This is a genomic window from Candidatus Enterococcus huntleyi (assembly GCF_009933175.1).
Taxonomy (GTDB): Bacteria; Bacillota; Bacilli; order Lactobacillales; family Enterococcaceae; genus Enterococcus_K; species Enterococcus_K huntleyi.
Genome location: NZ_MAEJ01000008.1, coordinates 39438 through 64187, shown reverse-complemented (window position 1 = coordinate 64187; position 24750 = coordinate 39438). Strand labels below are relative to the sequence as shown.

Below are 24750 nucleotides of genomic sequence, written 5' to 3'. Positions count from 1 at the left end.
AAATGGATTTCAAAAAAAATGTACAAAATGGATTAATTGTTTCATGCCAAGCATTAGAAACAGAGCCACTACATAGCTCATTTATTATGTCCAGAATGGCTAAAGCGGCACAAGAGGCAGGCGCGGTTGGTATTAGAGCAAATTCTATTGTTGATATTCAAGCGATTCAAGACGTTGTAGACCTGCCTATTATTGGAATTATTAAAAAAGTATATGAGGATTCAGAAGTATTTATTACCCCTACATTGAAAGAAGTGAGGGCAGTTTGCGCAACAGGAGTCGAAGTTATCGCAATGGATGCAACAACCAGAAGAAGGCCAAATGGGGAGAGTTTAGTTGATATAGTATCTACTATTAAAAAAGAATTTCCTGATACATTACTCATGGCAGATGCAGCTACATTAGAAGATGTCGCTTATGCAGAGAAGATTGGATTTGATTTTATTGGTACAACATTATATGGATATACAGAAGAGACAAAAGGTAAAAATATTGCAGATAATGATTTCTTACATCTAAAACAAATTATCAGTCAGACAAATTTGCCGGTCATTGTTGAAGGGAAAATAGATACACCGACTAAAGCGAGAAAAGCGTTAGATATTGGTGGTTATAGTGTTGTTTCGGGTGGAGCAATTACTAGGCCACAGGAGATTACGAAACGCTTTGTCGATACTATTCAGATGCAAGGAACTAAAGATTGAGGGGAGAAGAAGATGGAAACTTCAATTGGGAACAAGAAAGCGAAGGAGAAACGCAACTTTTTTTCTAGAAATAAAGAAACCTTTACAGGCTATTTATTTGTTGCACCACAGCTAATTTTATTTTTACTCTTTATTGTCTATCCAGTGTTTGAAGGATTCAAGATGAGCTTGTTTAGACAAACTTATACTGAGGACATATTTGTGGGTTTAGAAAACTATAAGGAACTATTTGCAGATCCAGTGTTCTTAAAATCAATAATCAACACAGTATTATTTGTTGTAGCAATTGTATTTTTAACAATCATTTTTGGTTTATTCGTTGCAACGACTGTTTATGATAAATCAGCTAAATATATTTCATTCATTAGAGGAAGTTTTTACTTACCTGTAATGGTATCTATGGTTGTTATGAGTATGGTTTGGAATTTCCTTTTAAATCCAGCTAATGGATTAATCAGCTATATTTTTGAAAATTTTGGAGTAACAGATGTTAATTTATTGGGTAGTAGTACATGGGTTATGCCAACTATTATATTTGTAACATTTGTTGGAAATGTAGGACAATCAATTATTTTATATGTAGCGGCTATGATTGGTATTCCAGAGGATTATTTCGAAGCCGCTCAGATAGATGGAGCGACAAGATGGCAGAGAATTACAAAGATTTTAATTCCTTTAGTTAAACCGACAACCTTATATTTGACAGTTATTAATATTATTGCAGTCTTGAAAATATTCGTTGTTATTCAATTGTTGACGGGTGGAGGACCTAATAACGCGTCTGTAACGATGATGTATTATCTGTATCAAAATGCATTTGTTTATAATAATACCGGTGTTGCTTCTGCGGTGGGTGTTCTGATGTTTGTTGTAGCGTTATTACTATCATTACCACAATTTAAAACGTTTGGAAAGACTAAGTAAGGAGTTGAAAAAATGAAACTGTTAAAAAAATTGAGGAATATGGAGAGGTATGACTTAATCTCGAATATTATTGTGTTTATCTGCGCGTTACTTAGCTTGTTTCCTATTGTGTGGCTATTGACGAACTCGTTTAAAACTTCAGCAGATATCTATAAAATGCCTCCAGATTTATTGCCAAAATCACTTTATCTAGGAAATTTTAAAGAATTATTTAATAATCAACCAGCTTTGAGGTGGGGGTTTAATAGCTTCTTTGTTTCTTTTGTAACGACGGGTTTGAGCGTTGTGATTTCTTCTGCAGCTGCTTACGCTTTTGCGAAACTAGAATTTAAGGGGAAAAAAGTTTTATTCGCTCTGTTTATTGCTTCGTTGATGGTTCCCAAAGAAACATTTATCGTTCCATTGTTCAAAATTGTTGTTGCTTTTGATTGGGTGGATTCTTATCAATCATTAATTATCCCTAACTTAGCTATGTGTTTTGGCGTATTCATGCTTAAATCATTCTTTGAATCAATTCCAGACTCAATTCGAGAATCTGCGAAGCTTGATGGGGCAAGTGAATGGACTATTTTCTTCAGATTGATGCTACCAATTGCTAAACCTGGGATAGGCGCATTATTTATATTAAATTTTGTGACATTCTGGAATGATTATCTATGGCAATTACTTATGGCAAGAAGTAAAACTATGAATACTCTAACCGTGGGGGTTGCAGGGCTTATGCAAGAAATTAATCCAAATATTGGGCTACGAGTTGCTGGTGCGGCTATTGCAGCACTCCCAATGATTGTTGTGTTTATTGCGTTCCAAAAATATTTTACTAAAGGAATAGCAGCAGGAGCTGTTAAAGAATAAAGGAGAGAAAAATTATGAAAAAGAAAGTATTGGGTTCTCTTGTACTGATTAGTTCAGCTATTTTATTTTTAGCTGGTTGTGGTGGTGGATCGGCAAAAGAAGAAAAAGCGGATGGCCCAGTTGATGTAGAAGTTTGGTTAACTCCTCAATGGAAAGGCGTCATGGATTCGACGGAAGAAGGAGCCGATTATGATAGCTTTTTTAAAGAGGCGGCAAAGCGCTACAATGAAAAAAATCCTGATGTTAACATCAAAGTGCAAGTAATTCCAGGTGAGCAACGCTCGGATAAGTTAAGCGTGGCAATCCAAACAAAAACATTGCCAGATATTTTCTTTGATTCCAGTTTCGCATTAAGCGAATATGCCCATATGGGTGTATTAGAACCATTGGATGACATTATTGATGATAAGACCAAAGGTGATATCCCCGAATCAATTTGGGATAATGTTCAAATTAATGATCAAACATATTTCTATCCATTTGGTCACAATCCAGGTACTTTAGCCTATAACGCTGATATGTTGAAAGAAGCAGGCTTAGAACAATACATTGGTGATGAGCATGAGATTAAAACGTGGGATTTAGAAGAATTCAAAACAATTTTGACTACACTGAAGGAAAAAAATAGTAAAGTTGCTCCATTCGGTTTATATGCAAAAAATAATCAAGGGGATACTTGGAATTTGTCGTATATGAGAATGTTTGGAAATGAATTTTTTGATAAAGACGGGAAAATTATTGTGAATGAGGAAAACGGGGTTGAAGCATTAAGTTATTTGAATGAGCTACGTGAAAAAGGATTGACAACTTCTGGTCCTGAATCATTGACAAGTAACGATGTGAATGCGATGTTCCAAAATAAACAAACGGCTATCAACTTTACAAATAGTGTTTTATTCGCTGGCATACAAAAAGACATGAATGATGGAAAAGTAGAGAAATTTGATATGCGACTTGCTAACATTCCTTCTGAATCAGGCAATCCTATATCATTCACCTACGTAACAAGTTCAGTTGTCTTTAATACAGGAGACAAAGCCAAAACGGAGGCTGCAAAGGATTTTGTTAAATTCTATTCAACAGATTCTGAGTTGGTAAAAGCTTCACAAAATACATTGCCAGTACGTGATTCGGTTTCTAAAGAGTTGGCACCAGATTTGCCTTATTTGGATGCGTATAATAAAAACTCAGAATACATTATTAATTTCTCAAACAATGCACCAGGTTATGCTGAATTAAGAAATGCATTTTTCCCAGAGCTTCAAGCAGTATTCACTGGCGAAAAAACAGAAAAAGAGGCATTGGATAACTTTGCTGAGCAAGGTAATAGAATCATCGAAACAAATGAAAAAAAATCTGTAATTCTTAAGTAGGATGTGGCTGGGATGATATATGCTGATTTTGATTTTTTAGAAAAGGTCGGATCTATTCAAAAAGAATTGATACTCATAGAAACGTACATTAAAAGCTTAGATGAACAAAAATTTGCTGTACAAAGCATTGAGCTTGATGAACAAAAATTTGCTGTACAAAGCATTGAGCTTAACGAAAAAATTAAGGCTAATTTTATAGAGTATCCGACTTCAGATGAGACTCAAAGGGTTTGGGAAGCACACAAAGTAGCGGCTGATATTCACTATATAGTTGCTGGTGAAGAAATGATTGATATTGGTAATGATTTGCAGGCAGAAGACTACCATGAAGAGGAAGATTATTATCTTCTTCATGGTAAAAAAAATAGAAGCATTCGGATGAGCAAAGGACAATTCTTAATTTTATTTCCTGATGAAGCACATAAAACAGGTGTTCAAATCGATGGCGTGAGTACCAAGATTAAAAAAATAGTTTTTAAGATACGGATGTGATTGAGTGAGTAACTATCTTTGTATTGATATTGGTGGAACCGCTATAAAATATGGCTTATTTGATGGAATGGGAAATAAGCTAGCCAAATTTGAAGCGGATAAAACAGATAATCGAACCAATGAGAATGGGATTTTGATGACAATTTGTGCAAAAATATCCGACATCATGATGGACCATCCTTTGGCTGGAATCTGTGTTTCTTCTGCTGGCGTTGTCAATCAGATAGAGGGTAAGATTATCTATTCAGGATACACGATACCTAACTATACGGGAACTGAGATCAAAAAAACGTTAGAAAATAGATTTTCGATTCCATGTGAAGTTGAAAATGATGTCAACGCAGCATGTCTCGGAGAACACTGGAAAGGCGCATTAAGAGGGATTGAAAACGGGGTGTGTTTAACTGTAGGAACTGGAGTAGGGGGAGCTATTTTGCTCGATGGGGATATCTATCATGGAACAGGATTTACAGCGGGTGAAGTAGGATATTTGACAGTTGATGGAACAAATTTTCAAGATTTGGCTTCTACATCAGCGCTTGTCACTAGAGTCAGTAAAAAAAAGGGGAAGCTATTAACAGGTGAGGAAATATTTATCTTAGCTACTTCGGGCGATGAAGAATGTCTGAGCGAGATTGAGGTATTAGTTGATAGTCTGAGTACAGGGATTGTGAATATTATGTACTTATTGAATCCTGAGTGTCTCGTATTGGGTGGTGGAATTATGGCTCAAGAGGAATTTTTGAAAGAGAAAATTCTAAATACTGTGAGTCATAAAATACAACATCCTATATTTAATCAGACACGAATAAAGTTTGCAGAATTAAAAAATGATGCAGGAATGGTAGGCGCGTTGTATAATTTTAAGAAAAGACAGTCAGTGAGGCGTTAAAAAATGAGTATTCTAGAAGATATTCAAAATAAATTCCCATCATTTTCAGAAAAAGAAAAAAAGTTGGCAACTTACTTATTAAAAAATAGTAATACAATGATGAATATCAATATCTCTACGCTTGCTAAAGAGACAGGGACATCCCCAGCTACTATTACTAGATTTGCTAAAAAGCTAAATCAAAAAAGTTTTGTCGATTTGAAGATACAATTAGGCTCTCTACAAACAACACAGAGACAAAACAAAATGGAACTAAATAATGAAGTATATGATTACTATTCGAGAGTGATAGAGAATACTGAGAAGCTTACAAATCAAGAAAGTTTAAAAGAAATTGTACAATTAATTATGACCACACCGAGAATATTTATTTTTGGTGTAGGTAGTTCTGGTTTGACAGCACTTGAGTTAACCCAGCGGTTATTAAGAATGGGATTGAATGTTATATCTACAACAGATTCCCATATGATGCTGATTACTAGTTCGATGGCCAAAGAAGGGGATTTAGTTATTGGAATTTCTACTTCTGGTGAAACGAAAGAAGTCAATGATTCTTTGAGGAATGCTAAACAAAATGAGGCTCGTATTATCAGTATCACCTGTTTTCCTGAAAGTACATTAGCTAATCTATCAGAGCAAACATTGATTGCATACAGTAGTTTATTTATTGATAATCAACGTTTTGTAAATTCTCAATTTGCAATTATGTATCAAATTGATGTAATTTCTACGATGTTATTAGAGAATGAAGATTTAAACGAAAAAATGAGTCGAACAATTAAGATAATTACTAGAACTGATGAAACTTAAGGAGAAAATAAACTTTATGAAAAATTTAGACAAATATAAAGGGATTATTCCCGCATTTTATGCATGTTATGATGATGAAGGAAATATTAGTGGTGAAAGGGTTCAAAATTTAGCTAAATACTATTTAGAAAAAGGAGTAACTGGACTTTATGTTGGCGGTAGTTCAGGTGAATGTATTTATCAAAAGGTTGAGGAGCGGAAATTAGTATTAGAGAATGTCATGTCTGCTGTTGGCGGGAAAATGACAATTATTGCCCATGTGGCGGCTCCATCAACGAAAGAAAGTGTTGAGTTAGCGAAGCATGCAGAAAGCCTTGACGTGGATGCTTTAGCAGCAATCCCACCAATTTATTTTTCACTCCCTGAAAGAGCGATTAAAGAGTATTGGATGTCTATGGTGAATGCAACGAAATTAGATTTTATTATCTATAACATTCCTCAGACAACTGGGTATGCCCTATCTATGGATTTATTTAAAGAAATGACTGCTCATCCGCAAGTAATAGGTGTGAAAAATTCATCAATGCCAGTACTAGATATCCAGCTATTTAAATATTTTGCTGATAAAGAGACGATAGTCTTTAATGGTCCGGATGAACAATATATTGGTGGTCGAATAATGGGTGCTGATGCGGGAATTGGTGGTACGTATGGAGCTATGCCAGAATTATTTATAGCTGCTAACCAAGCTTTTGAGGAAGGAAATATCGCCAAAGCGCAAGAGATACAAGTAGCAATCAATCAAATTATACTGAAATTGACTAGCTGTGAAGGAAATATGTATGCAGTGATTAAAGCAATCTTAGCTAAACGAGGAGTAGAGGTGGGAAGTGTTCGCGCACCACTGCTTCCTGTTACATCAAATGATCAACTGCTTATAGATGAAGCAGATAAATTGATACAAACGTATGTGGCAAAATTTAAATAATATTGTAATGAGCAAAAAGTTGCGTTGAGAAGACGTAACTTTTTTTGTACAATTTTATTTTAACCCTTTCTCCCCGTGGCTTTTCTTTCTTTCGAAAAACAACTATAATAGGGAAAGATGTGAATAGAAAAGAGGAAAATAGTGTGCGTTTACTATTTATTGGAGATGTTGTGGGTTCAATGGGTCGCCAAATGTTGACTGATTACCTACCTAAAATGAAAAAGAAATACCGTCCACAGGTGACGATAGCTAATGGTGAGAATGCGGCGTCGGGTCGCGGAATTACAGAGAAAATTTATAAGAAATTTCTGCAAGATGGTGTTGATGTCGTGACACTGGGTAATCATACGTGGGATAATCGCGATATTTTTGAGTTTATCGATGATGCGAAAAAGATGATTCGTCCGGCGAATTTTCCGGAAGAAACGCCGGGTCAAGGAATGGTTTTCGTGCGCGTGAATACGATTGAGCTTGCGGTGATTAGTATACAGGCTCGGACATTCATGACCGCGATTGATGATCCGTTCAAGAAAGCCGAGGAATTGGTGAATATCGCCCAAGAGCGGACGCCGTTTATTTTTGTTGATTTCCATGGCGAAACGACGAGTGAAAAGCAAGCGATGGGTTGGTTTTTAGATGGTCAAGTTTCGGCTGTGGTGGGGACGCATACGCATGTCCAAACGAATGATGCGCGAATTTTGCCGAATGGCACGGCGTATTTAAGTGATGTTGGCATGACGGGGCCTTATGATGGTATTTTGGGGATGAAGCGTGAAGCAGTGCTTGAACGTTTTATCACGACTTTACCTCAACGTTTTGAAGTGGTGGAACAGGGCCGTTCATTATTGTGCGCGTGTGTGATTGATATTGATGAACAGACTGGAAAAGCAACGTCAATTGTGCCTATCCAAATTAGTGAAGATCGCCCATTTTCCGAATAAAGGAGAAATTATGGATTTATTAGAACAAGAACTGGCAGTAAAGGCTGCTTTAGATAAATTAAGTGAGTTGTTGGATGGAAATGAAGTCATTCAGCGGTACAAAGAGTTGAAAGCTCGCGTTGAAAAAAATGCCTATTTGGATGAATTGGTTGAACAAATCAAACAAGCGCAAAAGGATGCGGTTCAGTTTGCCCATTATGGTAAGCCGGAAGCGGAACGTGTGGCGCTCAAAGAAGCGGATCGCTTAACCACGGAATTTAATCAACATCCGTTGGTTTTGGCTTACCGTGAACAGCTGATTGAAGCCAATGATTTGGTACAGCATATCACAGATTTGATTCAGAGAAACGTCAACAAAGAATTAGAAGGAGGATTAGTTTATGCCTCAAAAAACTAAGAATACACCGATGATGGAACAATATTTAAGCATCAAGGATCAATACCCGGATGCTTTTTTATTCTATCGTTTGGGTGATTTCTATGAACTATTTTATGCAGATGCTGAGAAAGCAGCACAAATTTTGGAGCTGACTTTAACTAGTCGTAATAGAAATGCCGATGACCCGATTCCGATGTGTGGCGTGCCTCATCATGCGGCGCAGGGCTACATCGATACGCTGATTGAAAAAGGCTACAAGGTGGCGATTTGTGAGCAGGTGGAAGATCCAAAAACCACCAAAGGAATGGTCAAGCGTGAGGTGGTTCAGCTAGTAACGCCGGGGACGGTCATGGATAGTAAGGGGCTGTCTGCCAAAGAGAATAACTTTTTGACTGCGGTGGTTGCTGGGGCGTCTGGTTTTGGCTTTGCGTATGTCGATTTGAGTACGGGAGAGTTGAAGACCGCGGTGCTTGCTGATGAAGAGGCTGTTTTAAATGAAGCTTCTGCACTTCAAACGAAGGAAATTGTCTTAGGTAGCACGTTGCCAGAGTCGTTAGAAAAACAATTGCGCGAGCGCTTGGGTCTTGTGTTTTCGACGCAGGAAACGGCGGAAGAGAATGCCGAGTTTAGTTTTCTCACTAGTGAATTAGAGAATGCGTTGGAAAAAGAAGTCACTGGTAAACTTTTAACTTACTTATCTGTGACCCAAAAACGAGGCTTGGATCATCTGCAAAAAGCGCTGGAATATCAACCAGATCATTTTTTGAAAATGGATTATTATTCGAAATATAATTTAGAGTTAAGTCAGTCGATTCGTACGGGCAAGAAACATGGCACGTTATTGTGGCTGTTGGATGAAACGAAAACGGCGATGGGTGGCCGCTTATTAAAGCAGTGGCTGGATCGTCCTTTAATTCAGCAGAAACAAATCTTTTCACGACAAGAGATGGTGGCTTCTTTAATTGCTGCCTATTTTGAGCGAATTGATATCCAAGGTGCCTTAACGAAGGTCTATGATTTAGAACGGTTAGCGGGACGTGTCGCGTTTGGGAATGTCAACGGGCGTGATTTGATTCAATTGAAAACGTCGTTAGAGCAAGTACCGATGATTCGAGAATTAATAGAAGGAATTAACCAAGGCCAATGGAATGACCTTTTATTAGATATGGAGCCGATGGATGAGCTGGTTGAGTTGATTAATGAAGCGATTCGTGAAGAAGCCCCCTTGCAAATTACAGAGGGAAATGTGATTAAGGATGGCTTTAATGAGCAGCTGGATGGCTATCGAGAAGCGATGAAAAATGGCAAGCAGTGGCTAGCCGAGTTAGAAGCACGTGAGCGAGCGGAGACTGGGATTAAGAACTTAAAAGTTGGCTTTAACCGTGTGTTTGGTTATTATATCGAAATCACTAAGTCGAATTTAGCCAATCTTGAAGAAGGTAAATATGATCGGAAACAAACCTTAGCGAATGCTGAACGTTTCATTACGCCGGAATTAAAAGAGTTAGAAACGCAAATTCTAGAGGCGGAAGAGAAATCAGTTGATTTAGAGTATCAGCTGTTTTTAGGTGTCCGTGAAGAGGTCAAAAAAGCGATTGCTCGTTTGCAAAAATTGGCTAAGTCTTTGAGTGCGGTAGATGTACTTCAAAGCTTCGCGACGATTAGTGAACAATATCAATATGTGCGACCTGAAATGAAGAGTAACGGGCAGAATTTACAAATTACTGAGGGCCGACATCCGGTTGTTGAGAAGGTTCTAGGGCATCAGGAATACATTCCAAATAGTGTGCAGATGAATCCGAACGAGATGATTCAGTTGATTACTGGGCCGAATATGTCGGGGAAAAGTACGTATATGCGTCAGCTGGCTTTGACGGTTGTGATGGCTCAAATGGGTTGCTTTGTGCCGGCTGAGTCTGCCGAATTGCCGATTTTTGATCGAATATTTACCCGGATTGGGGCTAGTGATGACTTGATCGCGGGTCAGAGTACCTTTATGGTGGAGATGATGGAGGCCAATCAAGCCTTGCGACATGCCACACCGAATAGTCTAATTTTATTTGATGAATTAGGTCGAGGAACAGCGACGTATGATGGGATGGCACTGGCTCAGGCGATTATCGAGTATATCCACAAAGAAGTGCGTGCGAAAACCCTCTTTTCTACCCATTATCATGAATTAACCGTCTTAGATGAAGCTTTAGCTCATTTGAAAAATGTCCATGTCGGGGCGGTTGAAAAGGATGGCGATGTGGTCTTTTTACACAAAATGATGGCGGGACCAGCAGATAAGAGTTACGGAATTCATGTCGCAAAAATTGCGGGCTTACCCACGAATTTATTAGAACGGGCAGCGACCATTTTACAGGCTTTAGAGGCGGGGAGTCACACCGTTGAAAAGAAAGAGCTTGTTGAAGAGGAGACGCAACAGTTGTCCTTATTTACAGAGGTATCGACTGAAGAGTTAGGTGTTGTGGATACGCTGAAAAAATTAAACTTACTTGAGATGACACCAATGGATGCCTTAAATACGTTATATGATCTTCAAAAACGAATCTAGGAAGAAGGAGAGATTATGGGGAAAATCCAAGAATTATCAGAACGCTTAGCCAATCAGATTGCGGCTGGTGAAGTGGTGGAACGCCCAGCCTCCGTCGTTAAGGAGCTTGTCGAAAATGCGATTGATGCAGGTGGCACGCAGATTGACATTCTAATAGAAGAAGCCGGTCTGAAGACGATTCAAGTGGTGGATAATGGCGAAGGGATTGCCGAAGAGGATGTCCTGAACGCCTTCAAACGCCACGCGACGAGTAAAATTCATAGCCGCGATGATCTCTTTAGAATTCGAACATTGGGTTTTCGTGGCGAGGCCTTACCTAGTATCGCTTCTGTTTCAGAGCTAGAGGTGGAAACAGCTGTTCAAGGGGCGGAGCAAGGGTCATTTATTTCACTCAAGGGTGGCTCAGTTGAGGTTCATACTGCGGCGGCTTTACGTCAGGGAACGAAGATTACCATTCGTAATTTGTTCTTTAATACGCCTGCTCGCTTAAAATATGTTAAATCAATTCAAACGGAGTTGGCGAATATTGGTGATATCGTCAACCGCTTAGCTTTGAGTCATCCAACGATTGCCTTTCGCTTAGTTCATGACGGGAATCGGATGTTAAATACAGCTGGAAATGGTGATTTGAAGCAGACGATTGCTGGGATTTATGGGTTGGCTACGGCGAAGAAGATGTTGGAAATTCAAGCAGAAGATTTAGATTTTAAAATTACTGGCTATGTTTCTTTACCAGAAGTAACGCGAGCGAGCCGCAATTATTTGTCGACAATCATCAATGGTCGTTATATTAAGAACTTTGCACTGAATAAGGCGATTGTGGCTGGCTATGGGTCGAAATTGATGGTGGGGCGTTTTCCGATTGCGGTCATTGAGATTCAGATGGACCCGTTATTAGTCGATGTTAATGTGCACCCTACAAAACAAGAAGTGCGTTTATCAAAAGAAAAAGAATTGATGGCTTTATTATCAGAAGCGATTCGTGAGGCCTTGCAGGAAGAGAATTTAATTCCTAATGCAGCGGATAATTTGCGCTTCAAAAAGAAAGTCGCGGATCAGCCCAAAGTGGAACAACTAGAAATTGATCTAGTGGAGGAACAAGAAACGACCATTTCCACTAAGCGGACACCAGGTAGCTTGTCCTTTGATCGAGAAACCGGCGACTTTTTCGTCGAAAAACCAGCTGTCCACAACACTGTGGATAAACCGGTGGATAACTCTGTGGAAATCACTGGAAAACATGAGGCAGAGGAAAATCAATCCACAGAAATGTTGGTAAATCAGCTTGAACAAGATGAATCTGTGGATAAAACTGTTAGAAAGACAAAAGAAAATCAAGATGGACTTGTGGATAACTATCGAGTGTTTAGTCAGGAGTCTCCCCAATCTGAGTCTAAGATGGTGGAAAAACCTGCGCAATCATTGGAACCTGTGGATACAGAGGGTGAAAGAGAAAGTTATCAACACCCTGAGTTTGATTTTCATGGCGGAACCAGTGAGCGAGAATTGGCTCAAGCAATCAAAAAACTTGAACAGGAACGGCCGAAGCAACGGTTTCCGGAGCTAGAATATTTTGGTCAAATGCATGGCACGTACTTATTTGCCCAAAGTAAAGATGGCTTGTATATTGTCGATCAGCATGCCGCACAAGAGCGAATTAAATATGAATATTTCCGTGAAAAGATTGGCGAAGTAAGTGATGACTTGCAAGAATTGTTGGTACCATTTATTTTGGATTATCCAAATAATGATGCCTTAAAACTGAAAGAACAACGGGAATTATTAGAAGAAGTCGGTATTTATTTAGAAGACTTTGGTCAAAATAGTTTCATTGTGCGCGCTCATCCAACCTGGTATCCAGCGGGTCAAGAGGAAGATATTATTCGCGAAATGGTGGATATGTTGCTGACGACGGGGAGTGTTAGCGTCAAGAAGTTCCGTGAAGCAACGGCGATTATGATGAGTTGCAAACGTTCGATTAAGGCCAATCATTATTTGAATGAGGCACAGGCACGTGTTTTACTAGAGGATTTAAAAACCTGTGAGAATCCATTTAATTGTCCACATGGTCGCCCTGTCTTGATCCATTTTACGAATTCTGATATGGAACGAATGTTTAAACGTATCCAAGATCCACATTAATTAAGACTCTCAGTAAATAAAATCCTCAGTAAATAAGTCCTTCAGTGGATAAGAGGGCGTAGGACTGCGATGTCCGGTTTTAAATAAATGCTAAAGGAGATACTCCTCTATGAAAATTATTCTTGCTTCTCAATCACCGCGAAGAAAAGAGTTGTTAAGTCAGTTGGTTGACTCATTTGAAATCGTACCAGCTGATATTGACGAGACTGTCCGTGAAGGGGATACGCCAAAAGAATACGTTGCTCAGATGGCGACTGCCAAAGCTGCGGCGATTGCTGAAAAGTATCCTGAAGCATTGATTATCGCTTGTGATACGATTGTCGCTTTAGATAATGAGATTTTAGGAAAACCTGTGTCGCGAGAAGATGCGTTTGGTATGTTAAAAAGAATGAGCGGACGGAAACAAATGGTCTACACGACAGTTGTCTTACGAAGAGGGCAACAGATACGTGAAGAAACTGTGCCAGCGGAAGTCACTTTTTTTGAGATTACAGACGACGAAATCAATGATTACTTGGATATTGGCGATTATGCAGACAAAGCTGGTAGCTATGGAATCCAAGGTGCTGCGTCAATTTTTGTCAAAAAAGTTGAAGGTGATTACTATAGTATTGTCGGTTTTCCGGTCGGTGTCGTTCATCAGTTACTAAAAGAATTTCTGTAAGCTTGCCAGATTAACTAGGCGTGATTAGCGAGGAATATGCGCAATAAGCTACGGATAAAATATAAATAAAGTCTAAAAATAAATGAGGTGTCTATCAGCTAATTGGTATACGCCTCATTTTTTTTGCTGAGAAAATAGAGCGACTAAAATTAATAGGGGATTTTATTTGACAAATAAAAAAAATCAAAATTTTTTTTATTCAGGCTGTTGACACAGCTATTAAAATAACTTATGGTATAATAAGTCGTGTTATTTGAGAGCGGAATTCGGTGAGATAAATCGAATCTGGCGCTTTTATAGTTGAAAATGATTTGCAGAAATTTTTTCTGAGAATGAATTTTTGATTGATAACAGTGGACGAATCAAGGGGTAGTTGACATCAGTATGACAATGTTTTGGGGATTACTTAGTTTGGGACTGAGTAAGTGTCATTTTTTTGGATGGGCGATGAACAAATGATTTGTTTCAATAAATAACTGACGATACATAGAAGAGGTTGCGAGAGTGGGCTTAGAAATAGGCTAGAAATGCTAGCACCTTGGTAGATAAGCGTGAGCAATACATAAGAAAAACTTGAAAAATAGTACAGAAAAGCAAATTTAGCGAGCGCTAAAAAAGTCGAATTTGCGAGAGGTACTTAAAAATTTAGAATGCCTAACAGCAAAGTACGACCCATTTAATTTAAAAGACAGATTTGTATCGAGAATTCAGAGATGTTCTAATTGAATGCATTATGCCTAATATACATGAATAGGAGTTTTCATTCATGTATTTATTTTCCACATAAATATAACCCTAGTTATTCTAGTTGATTAAAAGCTAGCTGATGTTAGTGTTTGATCTATAGAAGCAACATTGAGTAGGAAATTTCTACTTGAGAGGAGGTGAGAAAATGAAAAAGAATGCACTAAATAATTATTTGAAAATCGTTATGTTGGTTGTTGTAGCTTTAATTGGGGGAGCTATTATCAAAGGGATTCAGCCTTTACAGGCCAAAGAAGAACCGTATCAGTTATCTCTCGTAGAAACCGATGCTGGAAAAGCTTTGAAAGTCAAGGTAACGGATGCCGATGAACAATACACATTAGATTTAAAAGGGATGCAAGTCATGGGGGATTTTGCAGCAGAAGAAGAAACAGATAGTTCAGAAACAACATCTAGCGAAGAAGATGTAGAAGTCGTAGAAGGATTTACAGATTTTGAAGTCAAAGAAACAAAGGATGCTGAAAGAGTTAAATTTACATTTTCTGAAAAAGTGAGTGAAGGTTTAATTCCTGTTCAATCTGATGATTTTTCTGAGGCAGAAGCAGTCCTTAACTCTGGGGAAAACAAAGTAGCGACTTTGAAAGAGGAAAAGGCAGCAGAAGATACAAAGGAAACAAAAGCAACAAAAGAAACATCGAGCGAAAGTTCAACAGCTTCTGAGTCTACTAGTGAGACGAAGGAAACTGAAAAGACTGAAGAGTCTGAAGTGGTTGAAAGTCAGTATCCATTGATTACACCAACGATTACGGATCATCTTAACAAGCTTCTAGATAATACGAAACCTGATACGCAAGCATCTATCTATGCGCAAGCGACGGAAGGTAGCTTTATTCCGGCAACTGCTGCAGAGATTGCAGCAGCGAATGCGAAGCACGGGAATTTTAATCCGAATGCGAATGTCAAATATGTATCGACGTGGGCGCAGTTTTACGCTGCCTACAATGATCAAACGACGACAAAAATCGTGATGCAAGGACACATTACCGATCCTGGTACTTCTCTTTCGTCAAGATTGGATGAGCGACAAAAATCGATTGAAATTGATGGACAAGGGTATGCTTTGTACTTAGCGCGTGGTCATAACTTGAGAACAAACCTCAGACCTAATTCGTTTACTGAAAACGGCAGAAGTCGCGCATTTTTCCATATGCATGATGTGGTTGCTATTCAAGGAACAAACGCTGTTGGTAGTACAAGTACTGTATCTGGTTGGATAGGGGGGTCAGTTCCTGAAGCACCAGGCTCATGGTCATTTGTAACGGGTGATGGGATTAATGAAGATTCTGGTCAGGATTGGTACTATCGATTTGGAAATATCCGGACGGTTCATGATCCAATGACTGCTCGTGGAGTTGCCCGTTTAGCCCGTGCGTATTCTGGTGAAGTAACTATGTATGGTCATAATGACATGCCAACTATCGCAGAAAACTTTTACGCAGGAAGTGTTGTGATTGAGCCAGGTACCTTCTGGTTGAATACATGTACTCACTACGACTATTCGACGCTATGGTATCAACATCTAGCTGATGCTGCTGATACTGGTGGAACGAAAGAATATACAGTCGGAGAGAACTCCTTTGTCTATAATCGAAATACAAGTGCCGGGTATATTTTCCCAGCTATTTACCATCATTATGGAACAATGACTATTGGCGAGAACGCAACGTTCAACGCGAATATGACAGGAAATGCGGTTCGTTTTGACGATAATGGGTCTAAGTTTGTTGCTAAAAAAGGCTCGACTGTCAACTTGTTAAGCCGAGGTGGTGCTTCGGTAGTCAATTATTATGCGAGTAATTCATCATTTATAGGAGAACCAGGATCAAGTATCTTTATTGCTGGACAAGTTGAGGGTACAGATATCCCATTACAAGTGTTTGGTCAAGGGATTATAGAAATGAATGGCTATCTCAATAATATGACTGGGAACAAGTTCTTGCTTGATTCGCCGAAAATATTTGATATCCGAAATAGAAATGCTGATAAGGATTTCCGAAGTAGAGCCATAGATATAAGTGCATCTTCAGGTACGTTTGAGATTATTTCTTCTGATATCGACCTGTGGAAGAATACGAGTCATGTAATGGGACCATCGGATTATACGTATGAGAGAGTTCCTAATATGAAGTTCACTGGTCAAACACCAAGCTCAACGAATTCTGATTTATTGAATGTCTTGAGGACTATTAAATACAATGGCTTCAGACGGATTGCCGGAATGAATGTAGCGCCGCAAACGGAATGGATTCCTGTAACGGATGCCGATAAAACCTATGGCGTTCGCGTACTTATCGGGTACACGCCTGCTGATGACTTTGATGAATTTGGGAATGCAGTTTTAGTTCCAGTCTATGCTTCAGAAGGCCAAGCGGAAGTCACATTTGTGGATACATATGGTGTAAAACGTGTTGTACCTACTGATGCAGATGGTTATGCGAAAGTCACGGATACTCGATTTAACGTAGCAGGGAAACAAATTACTGCTTCAGCGAAACGTGGTCCGTGGGTTCAAGAGGAGATTGATGCTACAACTGTTCTTGATGTTACGCCGCCAGAACCAAAAGGGATCGTTGGTAACAAAATTACCAATGCGACTAAGCAAATCTCTGGTATTGGCGCTGAGAAAGGTGCCATGGTTCGCGTGACGATTGAAGGTGGTGGACTCTTGTTCGCTGACTATGTCGATGAGTTTGGCATGTGGGAATACAACTTGCCTCGTTATCTAGAAATTGGTGATCGCGTGACGATTTATTTTGAAGACCGTTCAACCTTACCTGCTGATTTCGATCAAACAGGTCTAGAAAAAACGCGCATCAAAACGGGTAACCGAAATCCAGGAGATACAGATGTTAAATATCGTGATGCGACATTCAAGAAAGCTATTACTTACACAGTGGAAGATGTCTTACCAAATTCCGCAACCATCAATAAATCAGTGGTTGTTGAAGGTGGGGCGACAACGACACAAGTTGGCGATACCTTGATTTATACCTTGAAAGTCAAAAACACGAAAAATGCGATATTCAAAACAACGTGGAAAGATGTCAAAATCGAAGATATTCTGGATGAACATCTAGAATTCGATGCGACAAGTGTTGAAACAGCGGGAATTACTCCTGCCGATACAACCTTCACGTATGATGAAGAAACCCGCAAACTGACGATTGACCTAGGCGATTTAGTGTCACAGGCAGAAAAAACCGTGACCTTTAAAGCCAAAGTTAAACGGAATGCTGTCGGTGAAATCATTTACAACAGTGCCAAAGCGATCGGGTTTACCCCGAGAGAAGCTGGAACTTTTGTCCCTGGTTTTGTTGAAAATCCAACGTACCAAACGTATGAAGTTAGCACAAGTCGAGCAATCCCGAACCCTGGTGGTGCCGTTTACGGTACTTTGAGTTTAGTCTCTGCACCAGAAAAAATTGATTTTGATATTCGAGAAATCAATGAGAAAGCGACACATGTGACGACGCCTACGTATAGTAATCCGTTGGTCGTTGAGGACACGCGTGCAGCCAATCGTCAAGATCCATGGCATATCACCGTGAAATTAACGCAAGAATTGACCTTAGTCGATGAGAATGGCGACCTTGGCACAGATGTGTTAAGAGACGCAATTCGCTTTGTCAAAGGCGATAAAACGACTACATTAACGAATCAAGCGATGCCTTTAGTCGGTAACGACTATAAAGCACCAGATGCTGAAGGCTTATATAACTTAAGTGAAGGTTGGACAGATACAGCGACCACTGATGGATTTGAGTTATACGTCCCTGCTGGAAAAGTAGAGAGCGTCGGTAAATATCAAGCAGTCTTGGAATGGAATATCGAAAATACGCCATTACCAGCTGCGGCCAATATTTTACCAGGCGAATAAAGAAGGAGTGCTGAAATGATGAAAAAATTAGCTAGCGCTATGCTAGTTATCGTGCTCTGTTCTTTTTCAACGCTCTTGTTTACAGATGTTAGCTATGCTAATGAGAAGGACGGCGGCTCGGTAAAAAGCCAGGGAACGATTACTTTCGTTGAAGGAAGTAAGAAACCTGGTGTAGTCACACCTGGCGTGAAAAAGCCAACGCCCAAAACGCCAGGTACCGGTAAAACCTTCCCTAAAACCGGGGAGTTAGTCACCAAAAGTCTCTGGATTAGTGGGGTAGCGCTCCTATTTATAGGGTGTTATTTCCTAATCTTTAAACGAAAAAGTCAGGAGGACCAAAAGAATGAAGAACATGTCTCTTAAATCGTTCTTACTTACTTCACTTACCTTGATGGTAGTGGGTCCCCTGGCTCTGGCAAGTCAGAGTGCTTCGGCTACGTCAGACGTTTCGAATAACGGAACAATCAAGTTCACCGGTGAATATGATTGGGAAAAGGTCGATCCAGAAAATCCTGGAAAGATTGTTGACCCTGGTGAAAGTGAAACAACCGGCAAATCGTTACGGATTGATTATGTACCGACCTTGGACTTTAACCAACAGGTAGTTTCTTCAGAGGATCAGGTGTATCCAGCGAAAGCGCAATTGTTCCATGATGGAACACCGGCGCGGGCGAATTACGTCCAAGTCAGTGATTTCAGAGGAACAGGCAAAGGCTGGACCTTACAGCTCTCTCAAGATTACCAATTTCGTAATCCAGAGGATAAAAACATCATCTTGAATGGGGCAGTGATTTCACTCAACCATTCATGGGCCAACTCAGCGAACCAATCAACGGGTAAGCCGGAGGTCCAAAAAGATGTGATTGAAATGATGCCAGGTACGACCTATGATCTAGCGACGGCAAAACCCGGCGCTGGTGAAGGCACATGGTTGATTTCATTTGGTGCTTCTGAAACAAACAAGCTGTCCATGAAACCTTCATTGGAACAAATGCTTGTGGATAAGAAGCCCGTGACGGATCCCGTCTATAAACAGGATGTATACGTAAATAATTCTGTTTCCTTACTCGTACCAGGAAAAACAGAGAAAAAAGCAGTACCCTACCAAACGGTGTTAACTTGGACATTGTCCGAGCTACCATAAATATTTTTTATACATACTAGGAGGAAACAAAAAATGAAAACAAGAACACTATGTTCAGCAGCTTTACTAGCATTAGTAAGCTCAGCAGTATTATTACCAGTAGGCGCTTCAGCAGCACCTGTAGCAGGACCAGTACCAGTAACAGGTACAGGTTCAGTAACTTTTAAACAAGGTAACGAAGAACCAATCGTAACTCCTCCAGGAGAAGAAGGTCCAGTTATTACTGAACCAGGAACACCTGAAGACTATAGCCCGTTAATGATGATCGCGGCTACACCTTTAAACTTCGATGAGCACAATATTGAAGGTTTCACAAAAGAATTAGTGTATAACGCGAAAAACTTTACAACAACTGATACAGCAAATAATCCTGTAACAACAGAAAACTTTGTAAAATTCCGTGATATCCGTGGTGTTAAAAACCATGACTACACTGTTAGCGCTCAGTTAACTAAACAATTCACTGCAACTACAGATGAAAGCTTAGTACTTAAAGCAGCTACTTTAAGCTTCGATAACGCTAAATTAGTAACAACTGAAGGTAACGCAGCGAACTTACCAGAGATTGACTCAGCGAACACAACTCTTAAATCAAGCTTCGTATTAGCTCCAAATGCTCAAACTGGAACAGTTTCTGCAGAGGCAGCTGGTGATTCAGTAGAAGTATTATCTACTACTGGCGAAAAAGGTTTCGGCGTATTCGATATCAAATTTGGTGACCTAGCTACTCCTGGAGCAGCAGAAGGTAAAACTCAATCTGAAGAATCAGTTAAATTAACTATTCCAGCAACTGCTCAATTAACAGCGAACACTTACCAAGCTGAAATCACTTGGACAATCGCTGAAATTCCAGCAACAACACCAGAAGTATAATTATTACTTAACTAAGTAAATGAAAAAATAGTTGGTACAGGAGAAATCCTGTACCCTATTTATTCATAGTAGGTTGAGAGACAAAATCAGGCAGCTTTTGTGTCTTAATCTATGATGAAAAGAGGAGGACTTATATGAAGAAAAAAATACTCATGATCGTCATGATCGCTTGTGGCTTATTCTTAGTACCCAGTGTTGCATATGGGGTAGGAGAGGAGAAAGCAGCAGAAACAGCCAGTAGCACCGAAGGGCAAAGCCCAGCCGGTTTTGAATACCAAGTGATGCATCCAGAGAACCAGATTAGTGAGAGTGGTGGACTGGATCTGAAGATGACGCCGGGTCAAAAACAAACGGTCAAGATTAAAATTAAAAATACGTCTGATAAACCCATGACCTTATCGCTTGAGCTGAATAGTACGAAAACCAACTCAGCGGGTGTCCTTGAATGGGGACCAAGTCTAGTGGAAAAAGATGCGTCATTGAAGTATGACTTTGTCGATATCGTCAAAGTGCCGGCAGAAATTACCGTGCCAGCAAAAAGTGAAGAAGAGATTCCTGTCGAAATCACGATGCCCGATGTTGCCTATGATGGCGTGATTGCAGGAGGAATCCGCATGATCTCGAAGGATCAAGGGGAAGTCGATCCGAACGCGACAATTATTAACCGCTATGCCAACTTGATTGGGGTGTTACTAAAAGAAAGTAGTACACCTGTTGTACCTGAATTGAAAATGAACAAGGTTTACGCGGGGTTAAGTAACTATCGCGGGTCAATCTTTATTAATTATTCAAATATTAACGCCATTTTTGTCGCTGATATGAGTGTTGAAGCACAAATCTTTGGCAAGGATTCCGATGAAGTCTTATATGATAAGAAACAAAGCGGGATGAACATGGCACCAAATTCTCAAATTACGATTCCAGTAAGTATGGAAGGTGACGAAATGAAAGCCGGCGATTACCGGGCGAAAGTCGTCGCAACGATTGGGGAAAAGAAATGGGAATGGACCGAAGAGTTCACCATTACCAAAGAAGAAGCAGATAAGTTTAACCAAGAAGATGTCGGCGTGATTCAAGAACGCGGGATTGATTGGACCTTGATCGCTATGATCGTTGGTGCCGGTGTTGTCGTCGCTGTTGGTCTATTCGTGGGGATCCGTCTCATGAATAAGAAGAAACAACAGAAACTAGCAGAAGCGCGCAAACGTCAGCGAAAAGCGCAAAAATCAGCGAGTAAAAAAGAAACAGGTAACGGGAAGAAACGCCCAACGCGGAGTACAAAAGAGCCTGAGGAAAAATGACCGTAACCGTCATTCCTAAAAATCAGAACAAGAAAATGAGGGGAAGAATATGAGCATTATCGATTGGTTATTTATTGCTTGTATCAGTATTTCGATTTTATGTGGGGTCTTTGGCATGGTCTTTTTCATTCGAATTTTTGGGACGAAAAAAGAAATCCAGCGTTTGTTGGCTATGACACCACCAAAAAGAAAGAAGAAAAAGCGTCTATGGATGCGCAAAATCAAACAACTGAGACTGGCGCGCAAGAAACAGCGGACCACGGCCATTTCCTTGTTTTTGATTGGCATTTTGTTGGTAGCTGGTGGCTTTGGTGGTCGTTATTATCAATCCACAGCTCTTTCAAAAGACGATACGTCAGCGATTGTCTCAGGGTATTATTTGACGAGCGAGATGCAAGGACAGCTGGCCTTGATTGAAGAAGATCCGAGTCGCGCACGGACCAATATTACTGAACTTTCTGGCCGAATGGCGAGTTTCGGAAGTAAACGTGCCGATGGCCGAATCAATGTGCAGGGGCAGCGGATATTAAATCGCTATTACAAAAAGATGAAAGAATTTGGCTTGAATATTTCTGCAGATCTGATCCAAATACTGGAGGATGAAGAGAGACGTCAGAATTATGTCGACGATCTATCAGGCATCTTAACGATTCAGAAAGAAGTCACGAAGCATTTCGGCTTGAAAGAAGACGCATTATCGAAACGAGAGTGATCGTTTATGCAGGAAGAACGTCAAAGAGTTCCTAAAAAAAAGCACACACATGTAAAAAAAAGCGCGCACACATCGAAACAACTACGAGCCAGAAAAGAACGAGCACGGCGTCTGCGTAAGAAGCGTTGGTTGATGGAACAACGGCGCAAGCAGGCGAGAAAGCGCACGATTCGGATGGCGCTGGTGTCAATCGGTAGCGGTTTGTTCTTTATGGCGATTGTCTTTTTCTACTTTTTCTCAGTCACTAAGGTATATGGATATAGTATGTTGCCTACCTTAGATGACGGAGATGTAGTGATTGTCAATCGCCGCCAACCGGTCACTCGTTATCAATTAATCGCTTTTCGGACAGTGAAGGGTGATGTGATTGTGCGACGGGTGATTGGCTTACCGGGGGAGAAAGTTGAGCTACGTCAAGGCAAGCTGTATGTGAATGATGAAGAGCGAGTCGAGTTTTATTTGACGAAGGAATCTGTCCCAACAGAAGAGGCCACAAAGCTTGGCGAGTTTTCGGGACAAGAAGTTGAAGGCATCCAGTCGGTGCCGAAGAATACCTATTATGTATTAGGCGATAACCGATCCTATGCGACAGACAGCCGATATTTTGGCCCAGTAGCAGAAGATCAGGTAATCGGTGTTATCAGTATGCGAGAGTCGGAGGGGGAGTAGCAAATGGATTTAGAGAAGAAATTCCGTTCAAAAAAAGAAGGTCAGTCTTTAAATAAGACAGCAAAAACATTGTCTACTCCTGCAGACTCTGTGCTTAATTTAGACAAAGAAACGTTTACGAATAAAGAGATGAACAATACTGAAAAGGTGAATCCACTGGGGAAGTCAACCAATCATTTACCTACTACTGAATTGGCAGACACTTATACACAGAAATCACCGCAGAACCCGCCATTAAACCCGCAAATGAACTCGTCAGATGGACCTCGTAAAAAAAGCACTCATTTAGAAAAACAACACCCTTCACAGAGTATAACACACGCGACAAACATGCTTGCTAGTGCAGCACGGCCTAAAGAAGAGCCACCTTTACAAAAAGGGCCAGCTAGAAAAAAAGAATCAGTGAGAAAAAAAGGCAAGAAACGCTCAGAAGTGTCTGCTGAGGGATCAGCCGGACAAACAGCTGCGCCGAAAAAGAAACGAAAAAAAAGAACACCTGCTGAACAAGCGGCTTATGAAAAACGCAAAGCAGCTTTTTTAGAAGAGCAGAAAAAGAAACGTAGACGCAAACAATTGGTCAAGCGTATCTATGAAAGTGCCTTGCTGACTATCGGTCTAATGGTGTTAGTATTTGCCCTCTTTAAAATTCGAATACATCGGATTGAAGGACAGTCTATGAGTCCGACATTAAAGGATCAAGAGATTGTATTTACAGAGAAAACCAAGAATCTTAAAAGAGGAGAATTGGTGATGTTTCAGCTGAAAAATACAGATGAGACGTATGTAAAACGGATTGTTGGTATGCCAGGGGATGCAATTTGGTTGTCTGGCAACACATTATATATTAATCCTTACATTAAAGCTGCGACAACCATTAATCCTTCAGATGGGCAATTGCCTAGTGGGACGATCACCGTTGAGCTGAAGATGGAGGATTTAAAAGGAATTCAAGGATTTAGTACAATCCCGTCTGACAGCTACTTTGTACTGGGAGATAATTATGAACAGTCGGTGGACAGTCGGAATTTTGGCTTTGTCAGTCGTGAGATAGTGGTTGGAAAAGTCTATTAGTTAGGTAAAGTAAAACAACAGAAAAAAATTTCAAAGGCGCTGACAGATCACTAGTTTAGATCAGTTTTTCTGGCTAGTGATTTCAGTAAACCTTTAAGAAAACAAGGCAAATTGAGTCATTCATTTGATTAATTAAAAATTATAGCTAGGAATAATTGCAGAGGATGTCTTCGGCAAAGACAGAACTGTTTGCGCAGACAATAGCTGTAGGGGAAATCTGTTTATTATTGTTGGATAGGAGGAGAGAAAATGGAAATAAATCACTCAGACTACATACATCACTTCGAAGCTATCTACAAGGAAGAGCATTTTCAACAAAAATATCCCAAAATTGCTGGGAGAATGCAGGAAATTTGTACATCGATTGAGACAATCATTCAAGAGATATCTGAACAAAATGCCTTGTGGAGTATCGGTAAATTACAAGGATATGATGCCCAGCTGCAGATTATTCTTGATTTAAAAGGCATACTGGCTGAAGAAAAGGTGATGGAGATAGCTGAGAGTGGCTATAAAACCTTCGCAAAAGAACAGTTTGGTTACAAATTAAACGAGAAAGCACCTGTCTCACTTTTTCAAATGGCTAGATATGTGTAATAGGTAACAAGCGAAACGTCAAAGGCAAAAGCAATCGGATAGGGCTAACGAAATGGATACCGAGATAGACGTGGAAA

General features: G+C 39.9%; 22 protein-coding genes. All 22 read left to right on the top strand.

The genetic code is table 11. The annotated features are described in order from the left end of the window. The first annotated feature begins 2 nt into the window (after positions 1-2). The 22 genes from BAU15_RS05610 (at position 3) to BAU15_RS05505 (ending at position 24673) form a co-directional block, all read left to right on the top strand. Complete coding sequence (locus BAU15_RS05610; RefSeq protein ID WP_161841761.1) at positions 3-704, top strand: N-acetylmannosamine-6-phosphate 2-epimerase; 702 nt, start codon at positions 3-5, stop codon at positions 702-704. 12 nt (positions 705-716) lie between these two features. Then, positions 717-1628, top strand: a complete 912-nt coding sequence (locus BAU15_RS05605) for a carbohydrate ABC transporter permease (protein WP_161841760.1) — start codon at positions 717-719, stop codon at positions 1626-1628. Between the two features lie 12 nt (positions 1629-1640). Next, positions 1641-2483, top strand: a complete 843-nt coding sequence (locus BAU15_RS05600) for a carbohydrate ABC transporter permease (protein WP_237580143.1) — start codon at positions 1641-1643, stop codon at positions 2481-2483. Positions 2484-2497: 14 nt separating this feature from the next. Then, positions 2498-3856, top strand: a complete 1359-nt coding sequence (locus BAU15_RS05595; protein ID WP_161841759.1) for an ABC transporter substrate-binding protein — start codon at positions 2498-2500, stop codon at positions 3854-3856. A gap of 12 nt (positions 3857-3868) precedes the next feature. Next, a complete protein-coding gene (locus tag BAU15_RS05590; protein ID WP_237580146.1) occupies positions 3869-4348 on the top strand; it encodes a NanQ anomerase/TabA/YiaL family protein in 480 nt (159 codons plus the stop codon). A 4-nt stretch (positions 4349-4352) separates the two neighbouring features. Beyond that, on the top strand, positions 4353-5240 hold the full coding sequence (locus BAU15_RS05585; protein WP_161841757.1) for an ROK family protein: 888 nt from the start codon (positions 4353-4355) through the stop codon (positions 5238-5240). A 3-nt stretch (positions 5241-5243) separates the two neighbouring features. Further along, the gene (locus tag BAU15_RS05580; protein WP_161841756.1) at positions 5244-6050 is read left to right on the top strand and encodes a MurR/RpiR family transcriptional regulator; all 807 of its coding nucleotides are present in this window, start codon (positions 5244-5246) and stop codon (positions 6048-6050) included. Between the two features lie 16 nt (positions 6051-6066). Then, a complete protein-coding gene (locus BAU15_RS05575; RefSeq protein WP_161841755.1) occupies positions 6067-6978 on the top strand; it encodes a dihydrodipicolinate synthase family protein in 912 nt (303 codons plus the stop codon). A gap of 143 nt (positions 6979-7121) precedes the next feature. After that, positions 7122-7919 carry a TIGR00282 family metallophosphoesterase gene (locus tag BAU15_RS05570; RefSeq protein WP_161841754.1) on the top strand — a complete coding sequence of 266 codons (798 nt, stop codon included), beginning with the start codon at positions 7122-7124 and terminating at the stop codon, positions 7917-7919. Positions 7920-7929: 10 nt separating this feature from the next. Next, positions 7930-8316 (top strand): YlbF family regulator, encoded by a 387-nt coding sequence (locus BAU15_RS05565; RefSeq protein ID WP_161841753.1) that lies wholly within the window; start codon positions 7930-7932, stop codon positions 8314-8316. Then, a complete protein-coding gene (gene mutS, locus BAU15_RS05560; protein WP_161841752.1) occupies positions 8300-10858 on the top strand; it encodes a DNA mismatch repair protein MutS in 2559 nt (852 codons plus the stop codon). The genes BAU15_RS05565 and mutS overlap by 17 nt, the downstream gene beginning before the upstream one ends. Before the next feature lie 15 nt (positions 10859-10873). Next, positions 10874-13000 carry a DNA mismatch repair endonuclease MutL gene (mutL, locus tag BAU15_RS05555; RefSeq protein WP_161841751.1) on the top strand — a complete coding sequence of 709 codons (2127 nt, stop codon included), beginning with the start codon at positions 10874-10876 and terminating at the stop codon, positions 12998-13000. A 109-nt stretch (positions 13001-13109) separates the two neighbouring features. Next, positions 13110-13664 (top strand): Maf family protein, encoded by a 555-nt coding sequence (locus BAU15_RS05550; RefSeq protein WP_161841750.1) that lies wholly within the window; start codon positions 13110-13112, stop codon positions 13662-13664. 892 nt (positions 13665-14556) lie between these two features. Further along, positions 14557-18306, top strand: a complete 3750-nt coding sequence (locus BAU15_RS05545; RefSeq protein WP_161841749.1) for a pectate lyase-like adhesive domain-containing protein — start codon at positions 14557-14559, stop codon at positions 18304-18306. Positions 18307-18321: 15 nt separating this feature from the next. Beyond that, positions 18322-18669, top strand: coding sequence for a hypothetical protein (locus BAU15_RS05540; RefSeq protein WP_161841748.1), 348 nt, complete (start codon positions 18322-18324; stop codon positions 18667-18669). After that, positions 18650-19450, top strand: coding sequence for a WxL domain-containing protein (locus tag BAU15_RS05535; RefSeq protein WP_237580142.1), 801 nt, complete (start codon positions 18650-18652; stop codon positions 19448-19450). The genes BAU15_RS05540 and BAU15_RS05535 overlap by 20 nt, the downstream gene beginning before the upstream one ends. 33 nt (positions 19451-19483) lie before the next feature. Then, positions 19484-20323: a WxL domain-containing protein gene (locus BAU15_RS05530; RefSeq protein WP_161841747.1), complete on the top strand. Its 840-nt coding sequence runs from the start codon at positions 19484-19486 to the stop codon at positions 20321-20323. A gap of 134 nt (positions 20324-20457) precedes the next feature. Continuing rightward, positions 20458-21624: a WxLIP family cell surface protein gene (locus tag BAU15_RS05525; RefSeq protein WP_161841746.1), complete on the top strand. Its 1167-nt coding sequence runs from the start codon at positions 20458-20460 to the stop codon at positions 21622-21624. Positions 21625-21673: 49 nt separating this feature from the next. Next, complete coding sequence (locus BAU15_RS05520) at positions 21674-22336, top strand: zinc ribbon domain-containing protein (RefSeq protein ID WP_161841745.1); 663 nt, start codon at positions 21674-21676, stop codon at positions 22334-22336. A gap of 6 nt (positions 22337-22342) precedes the next feature. Then, positions 22343-23005 carry a signal peptidase I gene (gene lepB, locus BAU15_RS05515; RefSeq protein WP_161841744.1) on the top strand — a complete coding sequence of 221 codons (663 nt, stop codon included), beginning with the start codon at positions 22343-22345 and terminating at the stop codon, positions 23003-23005. A 3-nt stretch (positions 23006-23008) separates the two neighbouring features. Then, positions 23009-24076: a signal peptidase I gene (gene lepB, locus BAU15_RS05510; RefSeq protein WP_161841743.1), complete on the top strand. Its 1068-nt coding sequence runs from the start codon at positions 23009-23011 to the stop codon at positions 24074-24076. 249 nt (positions 24077-24325) lie between these two features. Continuing rightward, entirely contained in the window at positions 24326-24673 is a 348-nt protein-coding gene (locus tag BAU15_RS05505; protein WP_161841742.1) for a DUF7006 family protein, read from the top strand. The last annotated feature ends 77 nt before the right edge of the window (positions 24674-24750 follow it).